The sequence below is a fragment of the Collinsella sp. AM17-1 genome, assembly GCF_003470665.1.
Taxonomy (GTDB): Bacteria; Actinomycetota; Coriobacteriia; order Coriobacteriales; family Coriobacteriaceae; genus Collinsella.
Genome location: NZ_QRJZ01000001.1, coordinates 31,868 through 53,686, shown reverse-complemented (window position 1 = coordinate 53,686; position 21,819 = coordinate 31,868). Strand labels below are relative to the sequence as shown.

15 protein-coding genes are annotated in these 21,819 nt (G+C 60.2%); 2 read left to right on the top strand and 13 right to left on the bottom strand.

Translation table 11 applies throughout. The features are described from left to right. Positions 1–265 precede the first annotated feature (265 nt). Positions 266–958 carry a GntR family transcriptional regulator gene (locus tag DW195_RS00200; RefSeq protein ID WP_118205211.1) on the bottom strand — a complete coding sequence of 231 codons (693 nt, stop codon included), beginning with the start codon at positions 956–958 and terminating at the stop codon, positions 266–268. Positions 959–1,347: 389 nt separating this feature from the next. Here DW195_RS00200 and DW195_RS00195 point away from each other — a divergent pair, with 389 nt between their 5' ends. Further along, complete coding sequence (locus DW195_RS00195) at positions 1,348–2,157, top strand: gluconate 5-dehydrogenase (RefSeq protein WP_117797090.1); 810 nt, start codon at positions 1,348–1,350, stop codon at positions 2,155–2,157. Positions 2,158–2,363: 206 nt separating this feature from the next. After that, entirely contained in the window at positions 2,364–3,005 is a 642-nt protein-coding gene (locus tag DW195_RS00190; protein ID WP_118205209.1) for an RpiB/LacA/LacB family sugar-phosphate isomerase, read from the top strand. Positions 3,006–3,143: 138 nt separating this feature from the next. Here DW195_RS00190 and DW195_RS00185 read toward each other — a convergent pair whose 3' ends face one another. From DW195_RS00185 to DW195_RS00130, 12 genes are all read right to left on the bottom strand, one after another. Next, positions 3,144–5,093, bottom strand: a complete 1,950-nt coding sequence (locus DW195_RS00185; protein ID WP_118205206.1) for an NAD(P)/FAD-dependent oxidoreductase — start codon at positions 5,091–5,093, stop codon at positions 3,144–3,146. 199 nt (positions 5,094–5,292) lie between these two features. Further along, a complete protein-coding gene (locus DW195_RS00180; RefSeq protein WP_118205204.1) occupies positions 5,293–6,510 on the bottom strand; it encodes an FAD-dependent oxidoreductase in 1,218 nt (405 codons plus the stop codon). Between the two features lie 104 nt (positions 6,511–6,614). Then, the gene (locus DW195_RS00175; protein WP_158567857.1) at positions 6,615–7,520 is read right to left on the bottom strand and encodes a sugar phosphate isomerase/epimerase; all 906 of its coding nucleotides are present in this window, start codon (positions 7,518–7,520) and stop codon (positions 6,615–6,617) included. A gap of 1 nt (position 7,521) precedes the next feature. Further along, positions 7,522–8,760, bottom strand: coding sequence for a glycoside hydrolase family 105 protein (locus tag DW195_RS00170; protein ID WP_118205200.1), 1,239 nt, complete (start codon positions 8,758–8,760; stop codon positions 7,522–7,524). Positions 8,761–8,866: 106 nt separating this feature from the next. Further along, positions 8,867–9,535: an SGNH/GDSL hydrolase family protein gene (locus DW195_RS00165; protein WP_233540769.1), complete on the bottom strand. Its 669-nt coding sequence runs from the start codon at positions 9,533–9,535 to the stop codon at positions 8,867–8,869. Positions 9,536–9,604: 69 nt separating this feature from the next. Further along, positions 9,605–11,770, bottom strand: coding sequence for a pectinesterase family protein (locus DW195_RS00160; RefSeq protein ID WP_118205196.1), 2,166 nt, complete (start codon positions 11,768–11,770; stop codon positions 9,605–9,607). A 129-nt stretch (positions 11,771–11,899) separates the two neighbouring features. Further along, positions 11,900–13,495: a glycoside hydrolase family 28 protein gene (locus tag DW195_RS00155; protein ID WP_118205194.1), complete on the bottom strand. Its 1,596-nt coding sequence runs from the start codon at positions 13,493–13,495 to the stop codon at positions 11,900–11,902. A gap of 116 nt (positions 13,496–13,611) precedes the next feature. Then, on the bottom strand, positions 13,612–15,171 hold the full coding sequence (locus DW195_RS00150; protein WP_158567856.1) for an MFS transporter: 1,560 nt from the start codon (positions 15,169–15,171) through the stop codon (positions 13,612–13,614). Positions 15,172–15,546: 375 nt separating this feature from the next. Next, entirely contained in the window at positions 15,547–17,031 is a 1,485-nt protein-coding gene (locus DW195_RS00145; protein WP_118205190.1) for a UxaA family hydrolase, read from the bottom strand. Between the two features lie 74 nt (positions 17,032–17,105). Beyond that, on the bottom strand, positions 17,106–18,620 hold the full coding sequence (locus DW195_RS00140) for a tagaturonate reductase (protein WP_118205188.1): 1,515 nt from the start codon (positions 18,618–18,620) through the stop codon (positions 17,106–17,108). A 95-nt stretch (positions 18,621–18,715) separates the two neighbouring features. Then, positions 18,716–20,143: a glucuronate isomerase gene (gene uxaC / locus DW195_RS00135; RefSeq protein ID WP_118205186.1), complete on the bottom strand. Its 1,428-nt coding sequence runs from the start codon at positions 20,141–20,143 to the stop codon at positions 18,716–18,718. A 461-nt stretch (positions 20,144–20,604) separates the two neighbouring features. Further along, a complete protein-coding gene (locus DW195_RS00130) occupies positions 20,605–21,684 on the bottom strand; it encodes a substrate-binding domain-containing protein (RefSeq protein WP_118205184.1) in 1,080 nt (359 codons plus the stop codon). Between the last annotated feature and the right edge of the window lie 135 nt (positions 21,685–21,819).

Genomic DNA, 21,819 nt, shown 5'->3' with positions numbered 1-21,819 from the left:
ATTCATGACCATATTATAAGACGAAAACCGTTTGCGTACTAAATATACCAAGACGCAAACGGTTTGCGTCTTGATTTGCGTCCGAAATGAGAATGGAAACTGCGCTTTCGTACGCTTATTACCAAACGCAAACTATTTTCGTTCGGCAATACGTCAACAATCCGGACGAAAAAGGCCCCGAGCTCGTGAGTGAACTGGGGGGGGCGTCTGCACCACCTGGGCAGCACAACAACCCCTATTTCATCGCGACTTATGGGGGAGACGATTAGATGGCCGAGTCTTTGGACAGCTCAAAATAGTCGGGATGCAAAGCGATAACCGGACCTTGCTCTTCGGGCATCAAGTGCAGGTGTGTCTCTGCCAGATAGCTCGCCGCGTCGGTATCGCCCCTCTTAATGGCCTCGAGAATCCGGCGATGCTGCCGACGAATCGGCTCCCAATCCAGATCCTGCGACACCATACGCAACCAGTTGTATCGCTCAAAATGCGTGTTGACGCTCTTCATCCAATCCCACAACATGTGACGGCCAGCAATCACGAAACACGTCTCATGGAACAGGTTATCCAGGTCGAAAAAGCGACGCGTTTCGCTATGGTCGAGCGATTCGGACTCGGCAAGAATCTGCTCGAGCCGCTGCTTTTGCTCGGGCGTGGCGGCAGAGCAGCATTTAATAAGCACGCTTCTCTCGAGTTTCTCGCGCAAGAAACAGGCGTTCTCGGCGTGCTCCATGCTGATTTTTGAGACATAGGTGCCGCTTTTGGGACGCGTTTCCACCAGCTCCTGCTCGCGCAGGCGCACAAAAGACTCGCGAATGGGCGTGCGCCCGATCCCCGTCTCCTTTTCCAGACCAATCGCCGAAAGGCGCGTGCCGGGCCTGAGCTCGGCATAGATGATCTTGGAGCGCAGTGCGTTGTATGCCTGATCTTGCAGGCTCTGATAATGCTGGTGTTGTTCCATAAAGCCCTCGGATGAAGCCCACAGTTTGTCGAATATCTCTCCACGTAATACTATCGCATCCTGCGACGCTCCCCGCACAGGTTATGAGCATGTCGCCTCCCCTTCGAGCCGCAGATGGCAAGCATGGCCACAAAGCGCGCAAGCCCACCGCGGCACACGATGCGATGTGTTTGCACCTGCCCTACAACCGCAACATGATTGCGGAGAGTGCACAGGCACAGAGCGAATGGCGGGCATCGCGACAATCGGCCACAACCGTTCGCCTTTTAAAAGTGAACGTTCACCTGATTCTAGGAAAAGCTGCGAGTAAATTCCTCTGCTTCTCCTATACTGAGCTTGTATTAGAAGTAGGACTCATAAAGATGAACGTTTCTTTAGGAAGGATTGCTATGTCTGATCTTATGGACAGCTTCCGCCTAGATGGCAAAGTCGCGCTCGTGACCGGTGCCACCTACGGTATTGGCATGGCCATTGCCGAGGCACTCGGTGAGGCCGGGGCCAAGATTGCCTTTAACGCCCGTCACGCCGACAAAGTCGCCGAGGCCGAAAAGCACTACCGTGAGCTGGGCTTTGATGCTCACGGCTATGTTGCCGACGTCACCGACGAGACCGTCGTCGCCGAGCTCATAGCCAAGATTGAGGCAGATTTTGGCACCACGCCCGACATCCTGGTCAACAACGCCGGCGTCATCCAGCGCACCCCGATGCTCGACATGAGTGCAGAGGACTTCCGCCGCGTCGTCGATATCGACCTCAACGCACCGTTTATCGTGTCCAAGGCCTGCCTGCCCGGCATGATCGCCAAGGGCCACGGCAAGATCATCAATATCTGCTCGATGATGAGCGAACTGGGTCGCGAGACCATCGCCGGCTATGCCGCCGCCAAGGGCGGACTCAAGATGCTCACCAAGAACATCTGCTCCGAGTTTGGCGAGGCCAATATCCAGTGCAACGGCATTGGGCCCGGCTATATCGCCACACCGCAAACCGCGCCGCTGCGCGAGACGCAGCCCGACGGCAGCCGTCACCCGTTTGACCAGTTCATCATTGCCAAGACACCGGCGGCCCGTTGGGGCACGCCCGAGGACCTGAAGGGCCCCGCTGTGTTCCTGGCTTCCGACGCATCGAACTTTGTCAACGGGCACATTCTGTACGTCGATGGCGGCATCCTGGCCTACATCGGCAAGCAGCCGCAATAAGGAAACTGGGCGAGGCGGTTGGCAGTTAAGTCTGCTGCTCGGACAGTCCTGCGCAAGACGGAAAGCACATTAAGTGCTTTCCTTTGCGTGCGGAACTCGCGGCAGACTTAACTGCCAACTGCCCGCATAGCTCATCGCGGGTCGGATTAACCGCCGCCCGCATACAGAAACAAAAACTGAAAAACTAAGTTGAAAGGTTAACTCAAATGAAGATCGCTCTGATCAACGAGAACTCTCAGAACTCTAAGAACCCCATGATCGAGGCCGCACTTAAGAAGGTTGTTGAGCCCATGGGCCACACCGTCTTTAACTATGGCATGTATGCCGACGCCGACTCCAAGCCCCTCACCTACGTGCAGAACGGCATTCTTGCCGCCGTGCTGCTGAACTCCGGCGCCGCCGACTACGTCGTGACTGGCTGCGGCACCGGCGAGGGCGCCATGCTCGCCTGCAACTCCTTCCCCGGCGTGCTGTGCGGTCATGTTGCCGACCCGCTGGATGCCTACACCTTTGCCCAGGTCAACGATGGCAACGCCGTCGCCATGCCCTTCGCGCTCAAAAACGGCTGGGGCCAGGAGCTCAACCTCGAGTACACCTTCGAGAAGCTCTTTGGCTTTGGTTCGGGCAACGGCTACCCCGCCGAACGCGTTGAGCCCGAGCAGCGCAACAAGAAGATCCTCGATGGCGTGCGCGCTGTGACCATGCGCCCGCTCGTCGACGTCCTGGGCGAGATCGATCAGGACCTGGTGAAGGGCGCACTTGCCGGCGAGCACTTCCAGGAGCACTTCTTTGCCAACGCCACCGACGAGGTCATCATCGCCAAGGTCAAGGAGATCTTGGGCCTGTAATAAGGCCCACGGGGCGCACCGAACCCCAACAAACCACCAAGCAAAAGGTGCCGCGACAATCCATGTGTCGCGGCGCCTTTTTTGATTGGCTATCGCTTGAGCCACTGCAAGGCGGCCGCTCCCCTTTTTGCCAAGAGCCTACAGTTCGCAGGCGACCTTGTAGCCATCGCCGATGGCGTCGCGGATGTTGCCGCACTTGTTGGCATCGCCCAGCACGTGGGTGGCAACACCGGCTGCAGCCAGGTCGTCGGCCAGCTTGGTATTGGGACGATAGCCCATGGCAAGCACCAGCGTATCGGCACCGGTGATGGTGTGGACCTCGCCGTCCTTTTCGTAGCTGATGGCATCCTCGGTGATCTCGGTCACCTTGGCCTCGGTCAGCACGTGGACGCCCTTGGAGAGCATGCGCGTGATGAGCACCGCGCGGCCGGCGCCGCCCTCGTTGGCGGCGAGCGTCTTGGTCATCTCGATAACGGTGACATCGCGATTGGCCGGCGACAGGTCGTTGACCAGCGGGGCCAGGTAATCTGCCGTCTCGCAACCGACGGTGCCGCCGCCCACGATGACGATCTTCTTGCCCGGGAAAGCCTTGCCACCCAGCAGGTCGTCGGCCGTCATAACCTGCTTAAAGGCCTGCATGAAGGCCGGAGCGATGGGCTCGGCGCCATAAGCCAGGACAACCTCGTAGCCGGCGTAGTCACGCTGAATGTCCTCGGCAGTAAGCTCGGTGCCAAATACGCACTTCACGCCGGCCTCGGCCAGGCGACGGTACTGATACTTGATCACGCGCGTGAGCTCCTGCTTTGCCGGCGGCACGGCCGCGATACGCATCTCGCCGCCCGGCTCGTCCTGCTTATCCACGAGCACCACGTTATGGCCGCGCTTGGCGGCAATGTAGGCCGCCTCCATACCCGCGGGGCCGGCGCCCACGACGAGCACGTTCTTGGCCTCGGCGGCAGGCTCGTAACCGGCCTCGTCGCGCTCCACGTCCGGGTTGACGGTGCAGGAGATGCGCTTGCCGAACATGATGCCGTTCAGGCAGCGCAGGCAGCCGATGCAAGGGCGGATCTCGTCGGCGTTGCCGGCAGCCGCCTTATTGCAGAACTCGGCATCGCACAGGTTGGCGCGGCCCATCATGCAGATGTCGGCGGCACCGTCCTCGATCAGCTCCTCGGCAATCCATGCCTCGTTGATGCGGCCGACCGTGGCAACGGGAATGTTCACGTGCTTTTTGATCTCGCGCGAGCAGGCGGCGTGCGAGGCCTGCTGCGTGCCGGCGGCGGGAATTGCAGAGCCGCGTTTGATAGTGGTACCGCCCGACACGTGAATCATGTCGACACCGGCCTTCTCCAAGCGGCGCGAGACGTAGATCATGTCGTTGAGGGTCAGGCCACCATCGGTGTACTCGTCGCCCGAGATACGGACGTCGATAATGAAGTCCTTGCCGCAGCGCTCGCGAATCTCGGCGATGACCTCGAGCAGGAAGCGCATGCGGGCGTCGAGCGAGCCGCCGTACTCGTCGGTACGCTTGTTGTAGAGCGGAGTCAAAAAGCCGCCGAGCATACCGTGGGCGTGCGCCGCATGGACCTCGACGCCATCGACGCCGGCCTTCTGCATACGCACGGCCGCGTCGCCAAACTGATGCGTAAGCTCGTGAATCTCATCGACCGTGATGGGGCGCGGCGCTTCGCGGGCATAGGACGGGCCCACAAAGGACGGGGCGATCAGGCGCGGCGTGCCCGGAACGTTAAAGGCCATGTAGGCGGGGTGAAAGAGCTGCGGCATGATCTTGCAGCCGTACTCGTGGACGGCCGCGGCGAGCTTTTCCCAGCCGGGGATAAACGTGTCGTCGTAGCAGCACATGTCACCCGGCAGATAGGTATAGGTGGGCTCGACCGTCACGACCTCGGTGATGATCAGGCCCACGCCGCCCTTGGCGCGGGCACGGTAATGATCGACCAAGTCGTCGGTCACATAGCCATGATCGGCCAGGTTGGTGGATACCGGCGGCATAAAGACGCGGTTCTTGACCTCGGTCGTACCGACCTTGATCGGGCTAAAGAGCATCGGATAGGCGGAGGACTCCATACAGGGTTCCTTTCATTTGAGCCGCTCGGCGGCAGTTGCTGACGTATCTATCGTATCAGTATCCGCGCAGTACCCGATCGCACGCGCTCCCCCAGCTTTCGCTCGACCCACAAAAAATTTGCGGTGAAATAGTTCCTGAAGGGGGTGCTTGGCGCGTCAAACAGGAACTATTTCACCGCAACCGATGGATGAGATGGAATTAGAGGCCCAGGTAGTTAGTCATGCCTTCGACGGCGAGTTTGGCGCCCGCTACGGCATGGACCACGGTGAGCGGGCCGTTGACGACGTCGCCGGCGGCAAAGACGCCCGGCACGGTGGTCATGCCGTGCTCATCGACCGAAAGAAGGCCGCGATGGTCGGTCTCCAGACCGCCCGTCGTAAGCACCAGCTTGTCCTTAGGCACCTGCGAGGCCGCAATCACAACCGTGTCGGCGGGCACATGGTCAAGTTCTTCCTCATAGCCCACCACGTTGTCGTCCTCGTCAAAGATAGCCGTCTCGAACACCGGACCGTTATCGTCGATGGCGCAGATCGCCTTGCCGCGCACGATCTCGGCACCGTCAAGCTCGGTCAGCTCCACCTCGTCATCGATGGCCGAGATATGGCGCGATCGGGCATACACGGTAACCTTGCGAGCACCTGAGCGCAGGGCCGTACGGGCAACATCCATGGCCACGTTGCCGGCACCGATAACCGCCACGTTCTGACCGATCGCCACGCTCGTGGGATCGACCAGGTAATCGATACCAAACAGTACGTTGCCACGCGACTCGCCGGGAATACCCAGCTTGCGGGCGCGCCAGGTACCGGTACCGACAAAGACCGCATCGTAACCGTCGCGCAGCAGGTCGTCGATATGCAGCGCGCCACCGATGGTGGTCGAGGGACGGACGCGCACGCCAAGCGAGCACATCACGTGACGATACTTTTGCACGAGAGCACGGGGCAGGCGAAACTCGGGGATGCCGTACTCCAGCACGCCGCCGATCTCGGGGCGCTGTTCAAACACCGTGACGGCACAGCCCAACTGGGCCATCTTAATGGCCACGGTAATGCCAGCAGGACCGGAACCGACCACGGCAACCTGCTTGCCGCACGACGGCGAGGGCTTCCACTCCTTGCGGTCCAAATATGCAGTCGAGATATAGTTCTCGATGCTCGAAAAATGCACCGGCGCGCCTTTACGGCCCTGAATGCATGCGCCCTCGCATTGGCCCGAATGGTTGCACACCATGGAGCAGACCGCACTCATGGGATTGTTCTGGAACAGCAGCTCGCCCGCCTCTTCAAGACGGCGCTGCTTAAACAGGTCGATGACCTGCGAAATAGGCGTCTGAACCGGGCAGCCTTTAAGCTGGCAGAACGCCTTCTTGCACCCAAGGCAACGATTCGCTTCTTCGACAATGTGGATAGCCATGCAACTCCCCTTTTTGATGTAATCCAATGGGGCGACGATAAAGATCCTTCACCGCCGCCCCCCCGTCAGGCAAACTCAATCGGCTGCCACGGCAAAAGCCAAGGCTATATCTCGCGATGCGAAGCCCCGCAGCGGGCGGACATACGCTCGAGCGTCGCCAGACAGCCAGCCGCCGTCGCCGGCACGCTGTTCTCGACCACGCAGGGAATCCCAGGGCAGGCGGCAGCCGCCCAGGCCACCACGGGCTCAAAGTCATATCGTCCCGTCTCGCCCACACCGTGGCACACCAGGCGCGAACCCGTACCGTCGCACCAACCAGCCTCGTCCTCGTTGTCGACGGCCTCAAAATCCTTGGCGTGCAGCACGCGAATCTTGCTGCCGCACAAGTAGAGCATACGCGCTGTGATTTCCTGCGCCTCGTTAACGACGCTGGGGTGCAGCAGCGACACCGGGTCGTAGATCACGCCGAGCGCTGGGCTCGAGACGCGCTCCAATACCTCGCGGCAGCGATCCGGTGTGTTGACTGTCTCGTTCCAGCCGGGCTCAATCAGTATTTGCCCACCAACGGCCTCGGCGCGCTCGCAGACACGTGCGAGTCCGTCCATAAACGCATCGAGTGCCTCGTCGGTCATACGGTCGTCAGCAACGCTGTTCTGCGCATTGGGACGACCGGTCTCGGTGCCAACCGGGCAGCCGCCGAGCATCTGGGCAAAGTTCAAGCATGCCTCATACTCGGCATAGTTATCCATGAGCTGTTGTCGATCGGGCGTCGCCAGATTCTTATAGCAGCCGAGCACGGCAACCGAAACGTCCGCCTCATCGAGTACCTCGCGCAGATGGTCGGCAAGCTCGCGGGTCAGGCCTCCCCGATCGATTCCCATCGATGCGTAGAGCACCTTGCTCGGCAGTTGGATGCACGAAAAGCCCAGCTCTCCTGCCATGCGAATGCGTTCCTCGACGGTTCCCTGCGGAAGGTCGTGCAAACGTACGCCCGGAGTAATGGCCCCCACGCTATTCACGCCCCTTATGAGCATTGATGCCCGGGGTGTATCCGCCAAACGGGTCCTCAATGGAGCACACGCCCGAAGGGGCGAGCGGATCGCGCTTACCGGCCAGCTTGTCATGATGCATGGTCTCGATATAGGCAAGCACCAGCGGCGCCACGCCCTTTGCATCATTTTTGACCACAGGCTCGCTCATGTAATACTCAAACGTGCCCTCGCGGTGCGCGGCGTTGCCAAGACCCGCCACCAGGCAGATGTTGTCGAGCGCCAGCTGCCCGTCGCGCTCGGACAGGCACGTATCGCAGATGCCGTCAAACGCACGGCGGCCGTACTGGTAGTAGCGCTCGCCCAGCACGCCCAGGCGCACGCCCTTCATGATGGCGTTGGCAAAGATGGCACTGCCCGACTCCTCCAGATAGTTGGGGGCGATGTTGGGCAGGTTGATGACCTGGTGCCACATACCGGTCTTCTCGTCCTGATACGGCAGCATGGCGTCAATCAGGTCGTGGAACATCTTGCGGATCTCGTCCTTCTCTGCCGACATTGAAGGCGGCATGAGCTCCCAGGTATCGATGAGCGCCATGGCAAACCAGCCCTCGGCGCGCAGCCAGAAGTTAGCCGAAAGACCGGTTACGGGATCGCACCAGAACTGCTTGCGGCTCGCGTCGTAGGCGTGATAGTACAAACCGTTGAGGGGGTTGCGCATCAGGTCATGCACGACCTGAAACATATGGAAGCTGTCCGAACAGGCGCGACGGTTGTGGAAGCTCAGCTCGTATTGCATGTAGAACGGCTGGGCCATATACATACCGTCGAGCCAGATCTGGTTAGGATAGACAGCCTTGTGCCAAAACACGCCCTCTTTGGTGCGCGGCTGGGTTTCGAGCTGGCGATAGATGGTATCCATGGCGGCACGGTACTTGGGCTTGCCCACCAGGTCGTAGAGTTTGTAGAGGGTTTTGCCCGCGTTGACGTTGTCGAGGTTGTACTCCTGGGGATCGTAATGCTTGATGGTGCCGTCATCCTGGACAAAGAAGTCGATATAGTCGTCGGCGAAGGTCAGGTAACGCTGCTCGCCGGTGATCTCGTACAGCTCGATGAGTGCCTTGATCATGCAGCCGTCAATGTAATTCCAGGTGTTCTCCTTGCCGGCGCGAAGCTTTTCGATGTTCCAGGCCGGCGCCTGCGGCGTAGAGGTCTCGATCAACTGCTCGATATAACGGTCCAGAATCTGATTGCAACCCATTGCTGTCCCCTCTGACGTTTTTGATGGGTGAACGTTAACCCTAGTGTAACGCGAAGGGGATTATAGGGTGAACGTTAACCCTATAATCCCCGCAAACGGCATCCTTTTAGCGGCAAACGGCGGTGAGAGCCGCGGCAATGCGATGCGCCAGGCGCTCATAGCCGGCAGGGCTGTAATGCAGACCGTCCGGCATGTAGAGCTCGCGGTGCTCCGGCAAAAACGGGCTGATGCCGCTTTGCGCATACAGGTCGATCACCGGCACCGAGTAGCGATCGCAAACCTCCAGCATCGCGCGCACATAGGCGTCTTGCGTCAGGCCCAGATGGTTGGCCTCGTTGCTTGCCGGGATATCCTTCTCGTGCTTACCACTTGTCTTGCACGGCGTCATAAACACCAGCTTTGCCTGAGGCGAGCGCGCCGTGATGGTGCGGATAAGGTAGTCGAGCGCGCCATAGAACTCGTGCACGTCGGTGCTGCCCGGCTCGCCTAGCGGCACGTTACGGCTAAAGTCGTTAACGCCGCCAAAGACGATGCAGATGTCTGCCGCGTGATCGATGCCGTCCAAACGCTCAACAAACGAATCGGTACGGTCGGCCTTGACGGCAATACGCGAACCCTTAATGCCAAAATTCTCGACCGTAGCGCCGCCCAGCAGCGCACCCAGGTGCGAGGTCCAGGAGATGTCGTTACCTCCCCCGCCGCATCCGTTATCGCCCCAGGTGGTCGAATCGCCAAAGCAGCAGATGGTCGATTCGCTCAAGTTTTTCGTTTCCATATTCTTCTCCTCACCCGCACACCGGCGGTCATACAGGTACATACCGTTCATTCGCAACATGCCGAGGGGCTATGCGTGGGCGCATTCCGCAACTTGCGAATCGAGCCATTCGATATCCTCGGCAAGATGCGCCACGCCAAGATGGTGTCCACCCGGACACACCTCGTGCCGCAGACCTCCTCTGCGGCCCAGCAACTCGTAGGCATCGCGCACGATTTTGAGTTGCTCGTCAACATTTTTGAGCCCGCGTGCCCCATTCAGATGATCCTCTTCGCAACTTTGGACCAACAACGGCCGTGGCGCGATGAGCGAGGCGATGTCACCCATATCGAGCAGACGCCAGAGTCCAGGCGTGTAATTGCAACTGCAGTTGCCGTTGAGATGTAGCAGCGAGTCATCGACACCGTACAGATAGCCCGAGACAAACGCCTTGCGCACGCGCGGGTCAAGCGCGGCCAGGTACAACGTCATGTAACCGCCGCCCGAAAAACCAAAGCAGCCCAGGTCGTCCAGGGCAATGTCACCGCGTGTCTCCAAGTAATCAATCAAGCGCATGTTGTCCCAGGCGTTGAGGCCCGCGACCGTAAGACCCAGCGGCTCGGCCATACGCGCTTGATTCAGACACGTACCGCGCAGGTAGCTGTTCTCGTCGTCGCCCTGGCCCTTCCAATCGCGACGGTATCCCCAACCACGCGCATCGGGGCAGACGGTCACGTAACCCATGCGCGCCAAACGCAGACCGTAGTCGTAATTGAACTTACGCACGGCATCGTCGACCGCCGGCACGCCCGCAACACCGGCTATGCTTGCAGCACCCGCCCCCTGGTGACCATGCGGGCAGATATAGCAGCGCTTGAGTCCCCGCTCGTCAAGCTTGGGGCGGGACGGCTCCAACAGGTAAAACGGCATCCACACATCGTGCTCAACCTGCAACACCGCATGAGTACGCACGATGTTGCCGGCAACCCGCACACGATTGAGCTCACGAATCTCAATCGGGGCGCGGTCCATAAGCGAAAGACCCAAAATATCGTACAGACGAGTCCTGGTCGCAGCCTTCCATGCCTCAAAGTCTGTGGGAGTCTTGCCCGTAAATGCGGCCGAGCGCCCTTCGCGCTTCAGTCGGGCGCGCAACGCAGGTTCGTCCTCGTAGTACGTCTCGATGTGCACGGTGCGGCCATTGGCAGATAGCCCGGCCGTCTCTACCGCATCACCGTCGCCGCCCTCGGGATCCCAACCATCCGTGCCGGCAAGCACTCGGTCACGCGCATAGCGTTCGGAATCCTGACCGGTCAGGCAATGCGCCCACGGCACCCAAGCGGCAGCATCACCCGCCGGGCCAAACAGGGTACCGCCGGCATACAGGGTGCCGTCATGTGCCGCTGGCTTATTCCAATCCCACCAGCCCTCGGACTTGATATGCGAGCCCAGCCAGCAATCGATAAGCACGGTCTGGGCCCATTCGCGCCACGGGCGACCCAGATAGACCGATCCGGGGGCAATGCCCTCATCGGCTGTAAACGAACAGCCATGAAACACAAATCCGTACGGCTCGCCCTGAGGCGTGGAGGCTGCCGTTACATACCCGTTGACATCCATATCGCGGTTGAGCGAGCGAATCTCACACCCCTCAAAGTAGGCACGCGCGCCGCCAAAGATAAAGTCGACGTCGCCCTCGATTCGGCAACGTCGAAAATACTGGCGCCCCACCCGGCGCGGCGCAAACTGCTTGGGGCCTATAAAGCCGCCTGGCTTGGCCTCGCGCGGCGGCAGCGGCCCCAAAAAGAGCGTGTCCTGATGCCCCAGGATGCGGCAGGAATCGACCACCAGGCGGTCGCCGTCGGCATACAGGGCAATCGCCTGGCCGACCTCGCGACCGTCACCGGCGTCGTTTTCGATTGTTAGGCCCGCAAGCGTCACGTCGTCGGCATCGACCAGCACCGTGTACGTACGGAAGGTGCCGAGTCTTCCATCCTGGCCGCTACCATCTTCCGAAGGCATCTTGGCACCCAGGCCGCCCACGATACGCACGCTGTCGGCCGTCTCGCCCTCGAGCGTCACATGCGGACGACGAATTTCGACCTGTTCGCGGTACTCGCCCGGCGCCACCAGCACGCGCACCGGCACGGTCGCATCGGGCACACACCGCTCCGCCGCCTCGAGCGCCGCCGAAATGCTGCGATACGCGCCTTCGCGTTCGAGCGATACCTCAAAGAGCTGTTCTTTACCACTCATCTGTCATTACGCTTTCTGTCACAGAACACCCACCGCAATACCGGCACCTATAGATTGCGTGCGACAGCCAGGCAGACCCGACCGTCGCACGCCTCAACATGCCGTATTCACTTGTGCAGGAGCACTACCCTACGCGCGGATAACCTTGTCGACGTTTTGCAGCTGCAGCTCGTCGCCATCCTGACCCTCGATGCGCACGTTCTGCAGGTCGAGGACTTTCACGTTCTGCGCGATGATGCCCTGGCGCACCATGGGCTCCACGCCGCAGGCCATGGCCGGCACAAAGGGCTCGGCATCGGCGGCAAAGGTCACATGAACATCCTGGAACGTCAGGCGCGTCACCTTGCTCTCGGGAAGGCCCGTGATATAGGCCGCGGCCGCGTGGCAGTTGGTGGCCTCGATGTCGCGGAACGTCGTGGCGCCAAAGCCGGGCGTACGGTCGTCGACGGGCACCGCGTCGCGGCTCTGGACATAGTCGGTCTTGCCGTCCTTATCGCAGAAGTAGAACGAGTTGACCACGAAGGGCGTGAGCACCTTGTCCATGCGAATGTGCTCGAAGGTGATCCCCTCGTTGACGGCGTCCTTGCCGCGGCCGCGGCGGGTCTTGACGCGCAGGCCGCGGTCGGTACGCTCAAAGAGGCACTTGCTCACGGTGAGGTCCTTGATGCCGCCGGCAGCCTCGGACCCCAGCACCACGGCGCCGTGGCCGTCGTGCATGTAGCAGTGCGAGATTAGCACGTCGTGCGTGGCGGGACGAAGCTCGGGCTCAATGCCCAGCTTGCCGCTCTTGATGGCGATGCAGTCGTCGCCCACCGAGAACTGGCAGCCAAGGATGCGGACAAAACCGCAGCTCTCGGGATCAAAGCCGTCGGTGTTGTGGGAGTTCTTGGGACCCTCGATGGACAGGCAGAGCGCATCGACGCGCTCGCACAGGACGGGGTGGATGTTCCACGCGGGGCTATTGCACACGGTAAAACCAGCCATGCTCACGTTTTCGCACTCGGACAGGAAGATCATGCGCGGGCGGGCGATCTCGCGGCCCTCCTCGGGGCGGAAGATGTTCTTAAAGTCCTTGTTCCACCAGTTGTCCTCGGCAAAATCGGTCTGGCCATCGATCGCGCCGCGCCCATAGATGCACACGTCGTGCACGTTCAGGCCCGTAAAGGTAGAGCAGTAGGTCGAGAAGCTCTCGCCCTCCCAGCGGCCCAGGGGCAGCATGTCAGTACCGGCATACCCGGCGCCCTCGTCGCCCGTGACCGTGCCCGGAATGTAGGCAAGTGCCGCACGGTCGTGACGGGCCAGCAGCACCGCACCCTCGGCAAGCTCAATATTGATATCGCTCTTAAGGAAGAGCGACTTGATGCGGTAGCTGCCGGCGGGAATCAGCACGCGTCCGCCCTTGGGGCAGGCCATGATGGCAGCCTGGATATTGGTGGTGTCGTCGTGCTCGGCATCGCCCTTGGCGCCGCAGTCGCGAACGTTGATGGTGAAGGGCTCGGCCGGCGTGGTGACTCCCACGCTCAGCTCGCGCTCGCCACAGACAAAACGAATCAAGTTGCGCTTGCCGGGAATCAGGCCGTCGACATAGGTCTCGACCGTATTGGTGGTACCGGCGGGCTCGCCGTTGACAAAGACCTCCCACGTATCGGCACAGGTAAAGTAGCCGCCATCGTCGAGCTCGATAACGGCCGCGCGGGCATTGCGCCAGATAACGTTCGTCTCCATGGGTTTCTCCCTCAAAAAAGATGCTCTAAAGGCAAATTGTACGCTGTTGAAAAAGGGCCGTGCCTGCCGGCGGAATTCCGGTGGCACGGCCCTGTGGTTTGAACGATGCGTATGTCCTACTCGGCGGGAATTACGCTACCGTCCTGGAAGCCAACGTTGTTGTGGGCGAAGCAGTCCTCGTACTTAAAGCCGGAGAGTTCCTCGCAAAGCGCCTTGACCTCGGGCTTGACGTCGGCCATCTTGCCACCCTCCTTGACACGGCGGATCTCGTCGCAAAGGACGTCGCACTGCTCCTTGTCGATCTTGATGCCGCGGGCAAGGACAGCCGCGAGCAGGAAGAAGCCGGCGCAGCCGATGAGCATGTAGCCGCAGATGTACAGAGGCACGGTGGCGGGCTGGGTCACGGCATCGCTGTTGCCGGCGGTCTGAATGAAGCCGGAGGCAGCAAGGACGATGGCCCATGCGTTGACGGCGACTGCCTGGGCGATCTGCTGGCAGAGCTGCTGTGCGGAGCTGTAGATGCCCTCGCGACGACGCAGGGTGATGAGCTCATCGACATCGGGGATGTAGTTGAGCAGGACATCGGGCAGATACTGGAAGCCAACGTAGAAGAACTTCCAGATGGCGAAGATGATGGGGTAGGCGATCATGGCGATGGCAACCGTGGAGGTGCCGTTAATCTGGCCAAAGGCGAAGTAGTTATAAGCGATGATGCACGCAGCGCAGCCGACGTTGGCCAGGTACCAAGACTTGTGGAAGCCCTTCTTGGCCATGAGGGCAACCCAGACGGCGGTGCAGACGATAGCGACGACCTTGCCGGGCATCTCCATCACGGACTCGTAGGACTTAGGAATCTGCAGGCAGTAGACGATGAAGAAGGACAGGCAGGCAGACCAGCAGGCGGCAGCGAGCTTCGTGGAGACCTGTGCATACAGGACCTTGCGGAAGGACTTGTTGCGGAACGTGGAGATAACGTCGATGAAGAACTTCTTGATGCCCTCGCCAACGCTCTCAATCTTCTCCTGAGCGACCTCCTCGGGGGTGTGCTCCCACGTGGACAGGTACACGCAGAGCAGCGAGATTGCCATGACCGAAGCGTTAATCGTAGCGATGATGAAATAGCTGAACGGGTTGGTCTCGCCGAAGGTGCCAAAGCCAAAGCCGACGAGTGCTGCCATAAGGAAGCCGGCAGCGTTGCCAAAGAGGTGCTTGTAGCCGGTGAGGTACGTACGCTCCTTGAAGTCGTCGGTCATCTCGATGGTAAGCGGCGACAGGTTGGCAGTGCAGAATGTGTACGCGACGTTGTAGATCAGGTACAGCACAAAGTAGTACGGGAAACCGAACGGCGTAGCAACGAAGATAAGCGGCTCGGCGACCATCATCGGGATAGCCAGCAAGATCCAGAAACGGCGACGACCAAAGATGCGGCCGATCTTGGTGGCATAGAAGTTATCGGCCACAAAACCCATCAGCGGGCAAAGAATGGCGTTGAGATAGATGGCGAACGAGCTAATCAGCGCAGCCTCGCCTGCGGACAGGCCGCACTCCGTGGACAGGAACAGCACCATGTAGCTGTGCGTAAAGCTCAGGGCACCGGAGTTGAGCATGCCGCCCATACCAAAGCCCAAGCGCGTCCAGAATGTGATTTTGCGCTTTTTTCCAATCTTATTAGTCATCGAGCTCCCTCTCTTCTCTCGATTGTCTTGTAACAAGACATTGGAATCCATACCGACATCCGTCTGCATGTCGTTCAGGGTGAACGTTTAGCTAGATTATGCGCGATTGCTTATGATAGGTGAACGTTCACTTGAATAATATCCCTGAACGGTCGTTTTTCATCGCTGAACGGACACCTAACTTAAAATATTCTCGATTACAAGGGCATTCGGTTGGTTTTAATTTCAGGGTGACTGGGTGAACGTTTATTGTATTCACCGCCCCCCCCGCGCCCCCAGGAAGACGCGCTTCTGCAGCCCGGACAAAAATGGCCCCACCGGGAACACTCCCGACGGGGCCATGGCCAATAGCGCCCTATGCGAACCCGCTTGCCGCTACAGGCAGACGCCGTCCTTCCAGATGCTGATCTCGTGACAACCGCGACGCTCGGCACTCGTAAGCTTGCCGCCCGCCGTCTCCAGCACCAGCTGGTACAGGTCGTGGGCAGCCTCGTCGAGCGTGCACTCGCCTGTGGCAATCACGCCGGCGTTAAAGTCCATCCAGTTGGCCTTGTGGTCGCACAGACGCTGGTTGGTAAACACCTTGAGCGTCGGCGCCGGCGCGCCAAACGGCGTGCCGCGGCCGGTCGAGAACAAAATCACGTGGCAGCCGGCAGCCGTCAACGCCGTGGTCGACACCATGTCGTTGCCCGGGCCGCACAGCATGTTCAGACCGTGCTTAGTTGCCTGACCGGCATACGGCAGCACGTCGACGATGGGGGCAGATCCGCCCTTTTGCACGCAGCCGCAGCTCTTGTCCTCGAGCGTGGTAATACCGCCGTCCTTGTTACCGGGACTCGGGTTCTCATAGACGACCTCGCCGTGGCTAATGAAGTAGTCCTTAAAGCCGTTGAGCATGTCGGCCGCCGCGTTAAAGACGTCCTGACTCTCGCAGCGATCGAGCAGAATGCTCTCCGCGCCAAACATCTCGGGCACCTCGGTGAGCACCGACGTGCCGCCGCGGGCGACAACCATATCGCTCACGCGGCCGATCGTGGGGTTGGCGGTAATGCCCGAAAGACCGTCAGAACCACCGCACTTAAGGCCAATGACCAGCTCGGAGGCCGGAATGGGCTCACGCTTGGCCTGCTTGGCCAGGTCAGCCAACTCGGACAGAATCTTGTGGCCCTCGACCTGCTCGTCGGCTACATCCTGGCAGGTAAGGAAGCGAACGCGCTCGTGATCGAAGTCACCGAGCTCATCGAGCACCTGCTGGTGCGTGCAGTTTTCGCAACCGAGGGACAGGAACAGTACACCCGCAGCGTTTGCGTGACGCGAGAGCGCCACCAGCAGACGACGCGTCTGGGCATGGTCGGCGCCGGTCTGCGAGCAGCCAAAGGGATGTGGGAAGTAGTAAACGCCCTCCAGCGAGCCCTCGACCAGATCCTGAGCCTGCTCGCACATGGCACGTGCGACCTCGTTGACGCAGCCGACCGTGGGGATGATCCACAGCTCGTTGCGCGTGGCGGCACGGCCGTCGGCGCGACGGAAGCCCATAAAGGTCTCGGGCTCAACCGGCTCAACAACCGGATGCGTCGGGTTGTAAGCATACTCGACCTCGCCCGAAAGGTTGGTCTTGACGTTATGCGTATGAAGCCACTGACCGGGCTGGATGTCGCCCGTCACGTGGCCGATAGGAAGACCGTACTTGACGACGTCCTCCCCCGCCGCAATGGCACGCACGGCCATCTTGTGGCCCTGCGGAATATCCTCCGCAGCCACGACCTCGCCCACCCCGGGAACCGCGACGGCGGCGCCCTTGGCAAGCGGCGACAGCGCGACGATCACGTTATCGGCCGGATTGATCTGGATAGTGTTCATTACAAATGGTCCTAACCTAACAGGTTGAGCAGAAGTCGAGGCGCGGGCAAGCCGTCCCGCGCCCGAGCCGGAAATCATGCCTGAGCGTTGACGAAGGCCTGCTTGGCACCCTCGGTGCGCACGACGGCGAGCGCGCCGACGACAAACTCCTCAAGACCAGCGATCTGCGTAAGGTCCTCGCCCCACATCTGCTCATTGGTGAGCACGTCGTGCACTAGCTCGGCATCGTCGGTGCCGGCGTGGGCGGCGTAGAAATCGAGCACGAAGGCATCGTCCTGAGCGGTGTACTCGGTGCCGTCGGCGCGACGCAGGTGCAGGCCGTCTCCCTCGCGAGCAACGAGCTCCTGCGTATAGAAAGCGATGAGCGTAGCGAGGCTCGTCGCCAGGCACTTGGGCAGGCTGCCGGTCTTGGCAACGTAGTCCTTGAGCGTGGGCAGGTCGCGGGCACGCCACTTGGCGGTGGAGTTGAGACAAATGGAGAGCAGCGCGTGGTCGATAAACGGGTTGTCGAAGCGGTTCTCGACGGCGGCGGCAAAGGCCTTGCAGTCCTCGACATCCAGGTCGGCGGCAAGCGTCGGGATGACCTCGTCGTAGAGCATGGTGTTCATGAAGCCGCGAACAGTCTCGTCGTGCATGCAATCGCGCACGATATCAAAGCCAGCGACCCAGGAACCCGGCACAAAGGCGGTGTGGGCGCCGTTGAGGATGCGGACTTTGCGTTTCTTGTACGGGGTGACGTCGGGGGTCACAAAGACACCCGGCAGGCCGGCCTTCACAAAGGGAAGCTTCTCGGCAAGCGACTCGTCACCCTGGATGCCCCACATCTGGAAGGGCTCGCGCACAGTCAGGAAGGGATCCTCATAGCCCAAGCGCTCGGCAACCGCCGCAGCCTCGGATGCGTCGCGGATACGACCCGGCACGATAGTGTCGACGAGCGTGGTGCAGACGGTGCAGTCGTTGGACATCCACTGCGAGAACTCGTCTTCCCAGCCCCAGTCGCTCACGTACTGGTTCATGATGCGCAACAGCTCCTCGCCATTGTGGTCGATGAGCTCGCAGGCGAGCACGATAACGCCCGGCTTGCCGGCAGCCCAGCGGGCATGCAGGACCTGAACAAGTTTGGCGGGGAAGCTCGCAGGCGGCATGTCGTCGGCCTTGCAGGACGGATCGTAGGCAATGCCGGCCTCGGTGGTGTTGGAAACGATGATCTCCAGATCGTCGGAGACAGCGACCTCCATGATGGCGCGATAGTCCGCCTCGCGATACGGATTGAGGCAGCGGCTGCAGGCGCTGATCACGCGGGACTCGTCAACCGTGTCGCCGTTCTCTTTGCCGCGCATCAGCACGGTATACAGGTCGTCCTGGGCATTGATGCCATCGGCAAAGCCAAAGGCGCCGTTGATGGGCTGGACCATGACGATCTTGCCGTTCCAGCCGGTTGCCTCGTTGCCCATGTCAAAGAAGCGGTCGACGAAGGCGCGCAGGAAATTGCCCTCGCCAAACTGCAGAACCTTCTCGGGCGCGTCCTTGGGCAGCAGGTAGCCCTTGTAGCCGATCTTCTCGAGCGCATCGTAGCTGATGTTCTCCATCTATGTCTCTCCTTAGATAGCTGTTGGCGTGCAAGTAAAACGGGGCGCCGCGTGTGGCAACGGCGCTCCCGAGTTCGATGCGATTCGATGCGGCTTTAGGCCTCGACGGTGTCCAGGTCAAAGCCAAAGTAGCGGACCGCATTGTTGTAGCTGATGTCGCGCACGATGGTGCCCAGCAGCTCCATGTCGGCCGGGTACTTGCCCTGCTCGACCCACTCGCCGATCACGCTGCACAGCACGCGACGGAAGTACTCGTGACGCGGATAGGACAAGAAGGAACGGGAGTCGGTAAGCATGCCCACAAAGTTGCCCAGCACGCCCTCGTTGGCAAGGGCCGTGAGCTGCTCGCGCATACCGACCTCGTTGTCGTTGAACCACCAGGCAGAGCCGTTCTGGATCTTGCCGGCGGTTGGAGCCTCCTGGAAGCAGCCCATCACGGTATCGATCATGGTGTTGTCGATGGGGTTCAGGCTGTACAGGATGGTCTTGGGCAGACCCGTGAACTCCTGGATGGAGTTGAGGAAATCGGCCAGCTGGTCGGACGGCGTGTAATTGGAGATGCAGTCGTAGCCGGTGTCGGGACCGAGCTTGGCGAACATAGCGCGGTTGTTGTCACGTTTGCAGCCAAAGTGCAACTGCATGGCCCAGCCAAGACGGACGTACTCGCCGGCGACAAACTGCATGAAGGCCGTCTTGTACTTGAGTACCTCGTCCTCGGTAAGCGGCTCGGCGGCAAGGCCCTTGGCAAAGATAGTCTCGATCTCGTCGGCGGTAGCCGGAACGTACATAACGTAGTCGAGCGCGTGGTCGGAAGCGCGGCAGCCCAGCTCGTGGGCGACATCGTAGCGCTTGGAGATGGCGGCCTTCATGCCCTCGAAGTCGCTGACCTCAACACCGGCAACCTCGGAGAGGTGCTTGCAGTAATCGGCGAACTCCTGGCCGCGCTCGATGCGCAGGGCGACATCGGGGCGCATGGCAGGAACGACCTGAACGTCAAAGCTGTCGTCGGCGGCAATCTTTTTATGCCACTCAAAGCTATCGGCGGGATCGTCGGTAGTGCAGATCATGCGGACGTTAGACCGCTTGATCAGGTTGCGGCAAGTAAAGCTGGACTCGGCGAGCTTGGCGTTGGCAAGGTCCCAGACCTCCTGAGCGGTTTTGCCGTTCAGAACGCCCTCGTAGCCAAAGTAGCGCTTAAGCTCCAGGTGGCTCCACTCAAAGACGGGGTTGCCCACGCAACGGCCCAGGGTCTCGGCCCACTTTTGGAACTTCTCGCGGGCGGGGGCGTCGCCGGTAATGAAGCGCTCGTCAACGCCGTTGGCGCGCATCAGGCGCCACTTGTAGTGGTCGCCGCCCAGCCAAACCTCGGTGATGTTCTCGAAACGCTTGTCATCCCAGATTTCCTTGGGAGAAATGTGGCAGTGATAGTCGACGATGGGCATGCCCTCGGCAAAGTTGTGGAACAGCTCCTCGCCGGTCTTGGTGCTCAGCAGGAAATCCTGATCGTCCATAAAGTTTTTCATCAAACAACCCCTTTGTTGGCAAAACGGGCGCACGGCGCGCTCGTTATCCTTTAGGTGAACGTTCACTATACTAGTTCATTACGGCTGAAAAGGTGAACGTTCACCTAACCCTCACGGGGCGAACGGTCGATTTTGCCCGTTCAACGGTTGTTGGAGCTGTGATCTGTATATGTTGCGGCTCGGCTGGCGTCCCCGAACACCAAACATGAGCGCTTTTGTCCAGGTGGGTCATGTCCCGACGTTCATTTTTCGGAATATTCAGCATCGGAGCGCACCGCGTACCGTCCTTGACGCCCTATTTGATACGCATATTGCGCCCGATCGGCATAAATAAGTGCCGCCGATGGCGAATTACGCCACCGGCGGCACGTAAAACAGTCGTTCTGTCCCTCTATCGGAACATGCGTTTGCTGAATATTCCCAAAAATGTACGTCGCAAGAGGGGGTACCCGCCCAAGCGGCTAAATTCCCGCAAGCTTGCAGTAGCGGTCGACGTTGCTGGCAAACACCATCTCGACGGAACCCTTCTGCACGGGCTTCGCCGGAGTCCTTCCCCACAGCAGATAATCGCCCAGCGTCTTAGCACCGCGGTATGCCAGACTCACCGGGTCCTTATAGACGATATTGGTAAAGATGCCACGGCGCAAAGCCAAAGCGCTTTCGGGAAATAGGTCGTTGCCAATTACCATGACCTGGCCAGCCTTGCCGCTCGAAACGAGCGCGTCGGCGACCACTTCGGAACCAACGGCAAAAACGCTACAGATAAGTTCGGGGGCGTTCGGTGCGCTCAAGCGCTTCTCAAGCTCGCACTCGAGCTGTTTGACTTGCGCATGGGCGCCGACAAGGTCCTCGACCTGCCACGGAATATCATGTTCGCGCAGGTAATTATGGAAGGCGCGGGCGGTTAAATAGTGCGAATCGGTATAAGGGTCGCCTGTCAAGAGGAGCACGCGAGCGTCAGCACCAGAAGCATGGACCAGGTTTGCCGCCTGCTCGGCCATAAGGCTGCCTGCCGTCGAATAGTCGGCCAAGCTCGCACCCAAACGGTTCAAATGCGGGCGGTCGCCGTCGACGAGCTCAATCACCACGCCCGCCTCGGCAATCTGTCCCAAAAGCTCAGTTGCACGATCATCGCCCGGCGCATAGGCAAGCAAGCCATCGATCTTCTCGCCCACCTGCAGACGCTCATCGATTTGCTCAAGGGCATCGGCGTAGCCGCCCACGCCAAATTCAACGCGTTCAACCGTAATGCCCTGGTCGATGACCTCCTGTTCAAAGCGATTGCAACCTTCCCACAGGTAACGGAAAAAGTACGCTCCCTCGCGCGATGCGCGGGGCAGGCAAAATACCAGGTTGATATCCTTGCGGCGCAGGCTCGAGGCGCTCGTATTGCGATGGTAGCCCATGGCCTCGGCCTTGGCATTCACCTTGGCGCGTACGGATTCGCTCACGCCGGCCTTGCCCGTCAGGGCCTTGTGCACGGTATTGATGGAAACGCCAAGCTCGGCGGCTATGTCCTTCATGGTTACGCGAGCGCTCATGGGGTTACTCCGTTATAGATAAGTTGCCAATCAACAGTACAGGTAACGATACCCCAAAAATACTCTTCAACTCGCCACACTCTCCCCCAAATGTGCAAAGCGCCCCGCGAACGGATGCTCGCGAGGCGCTTGGGT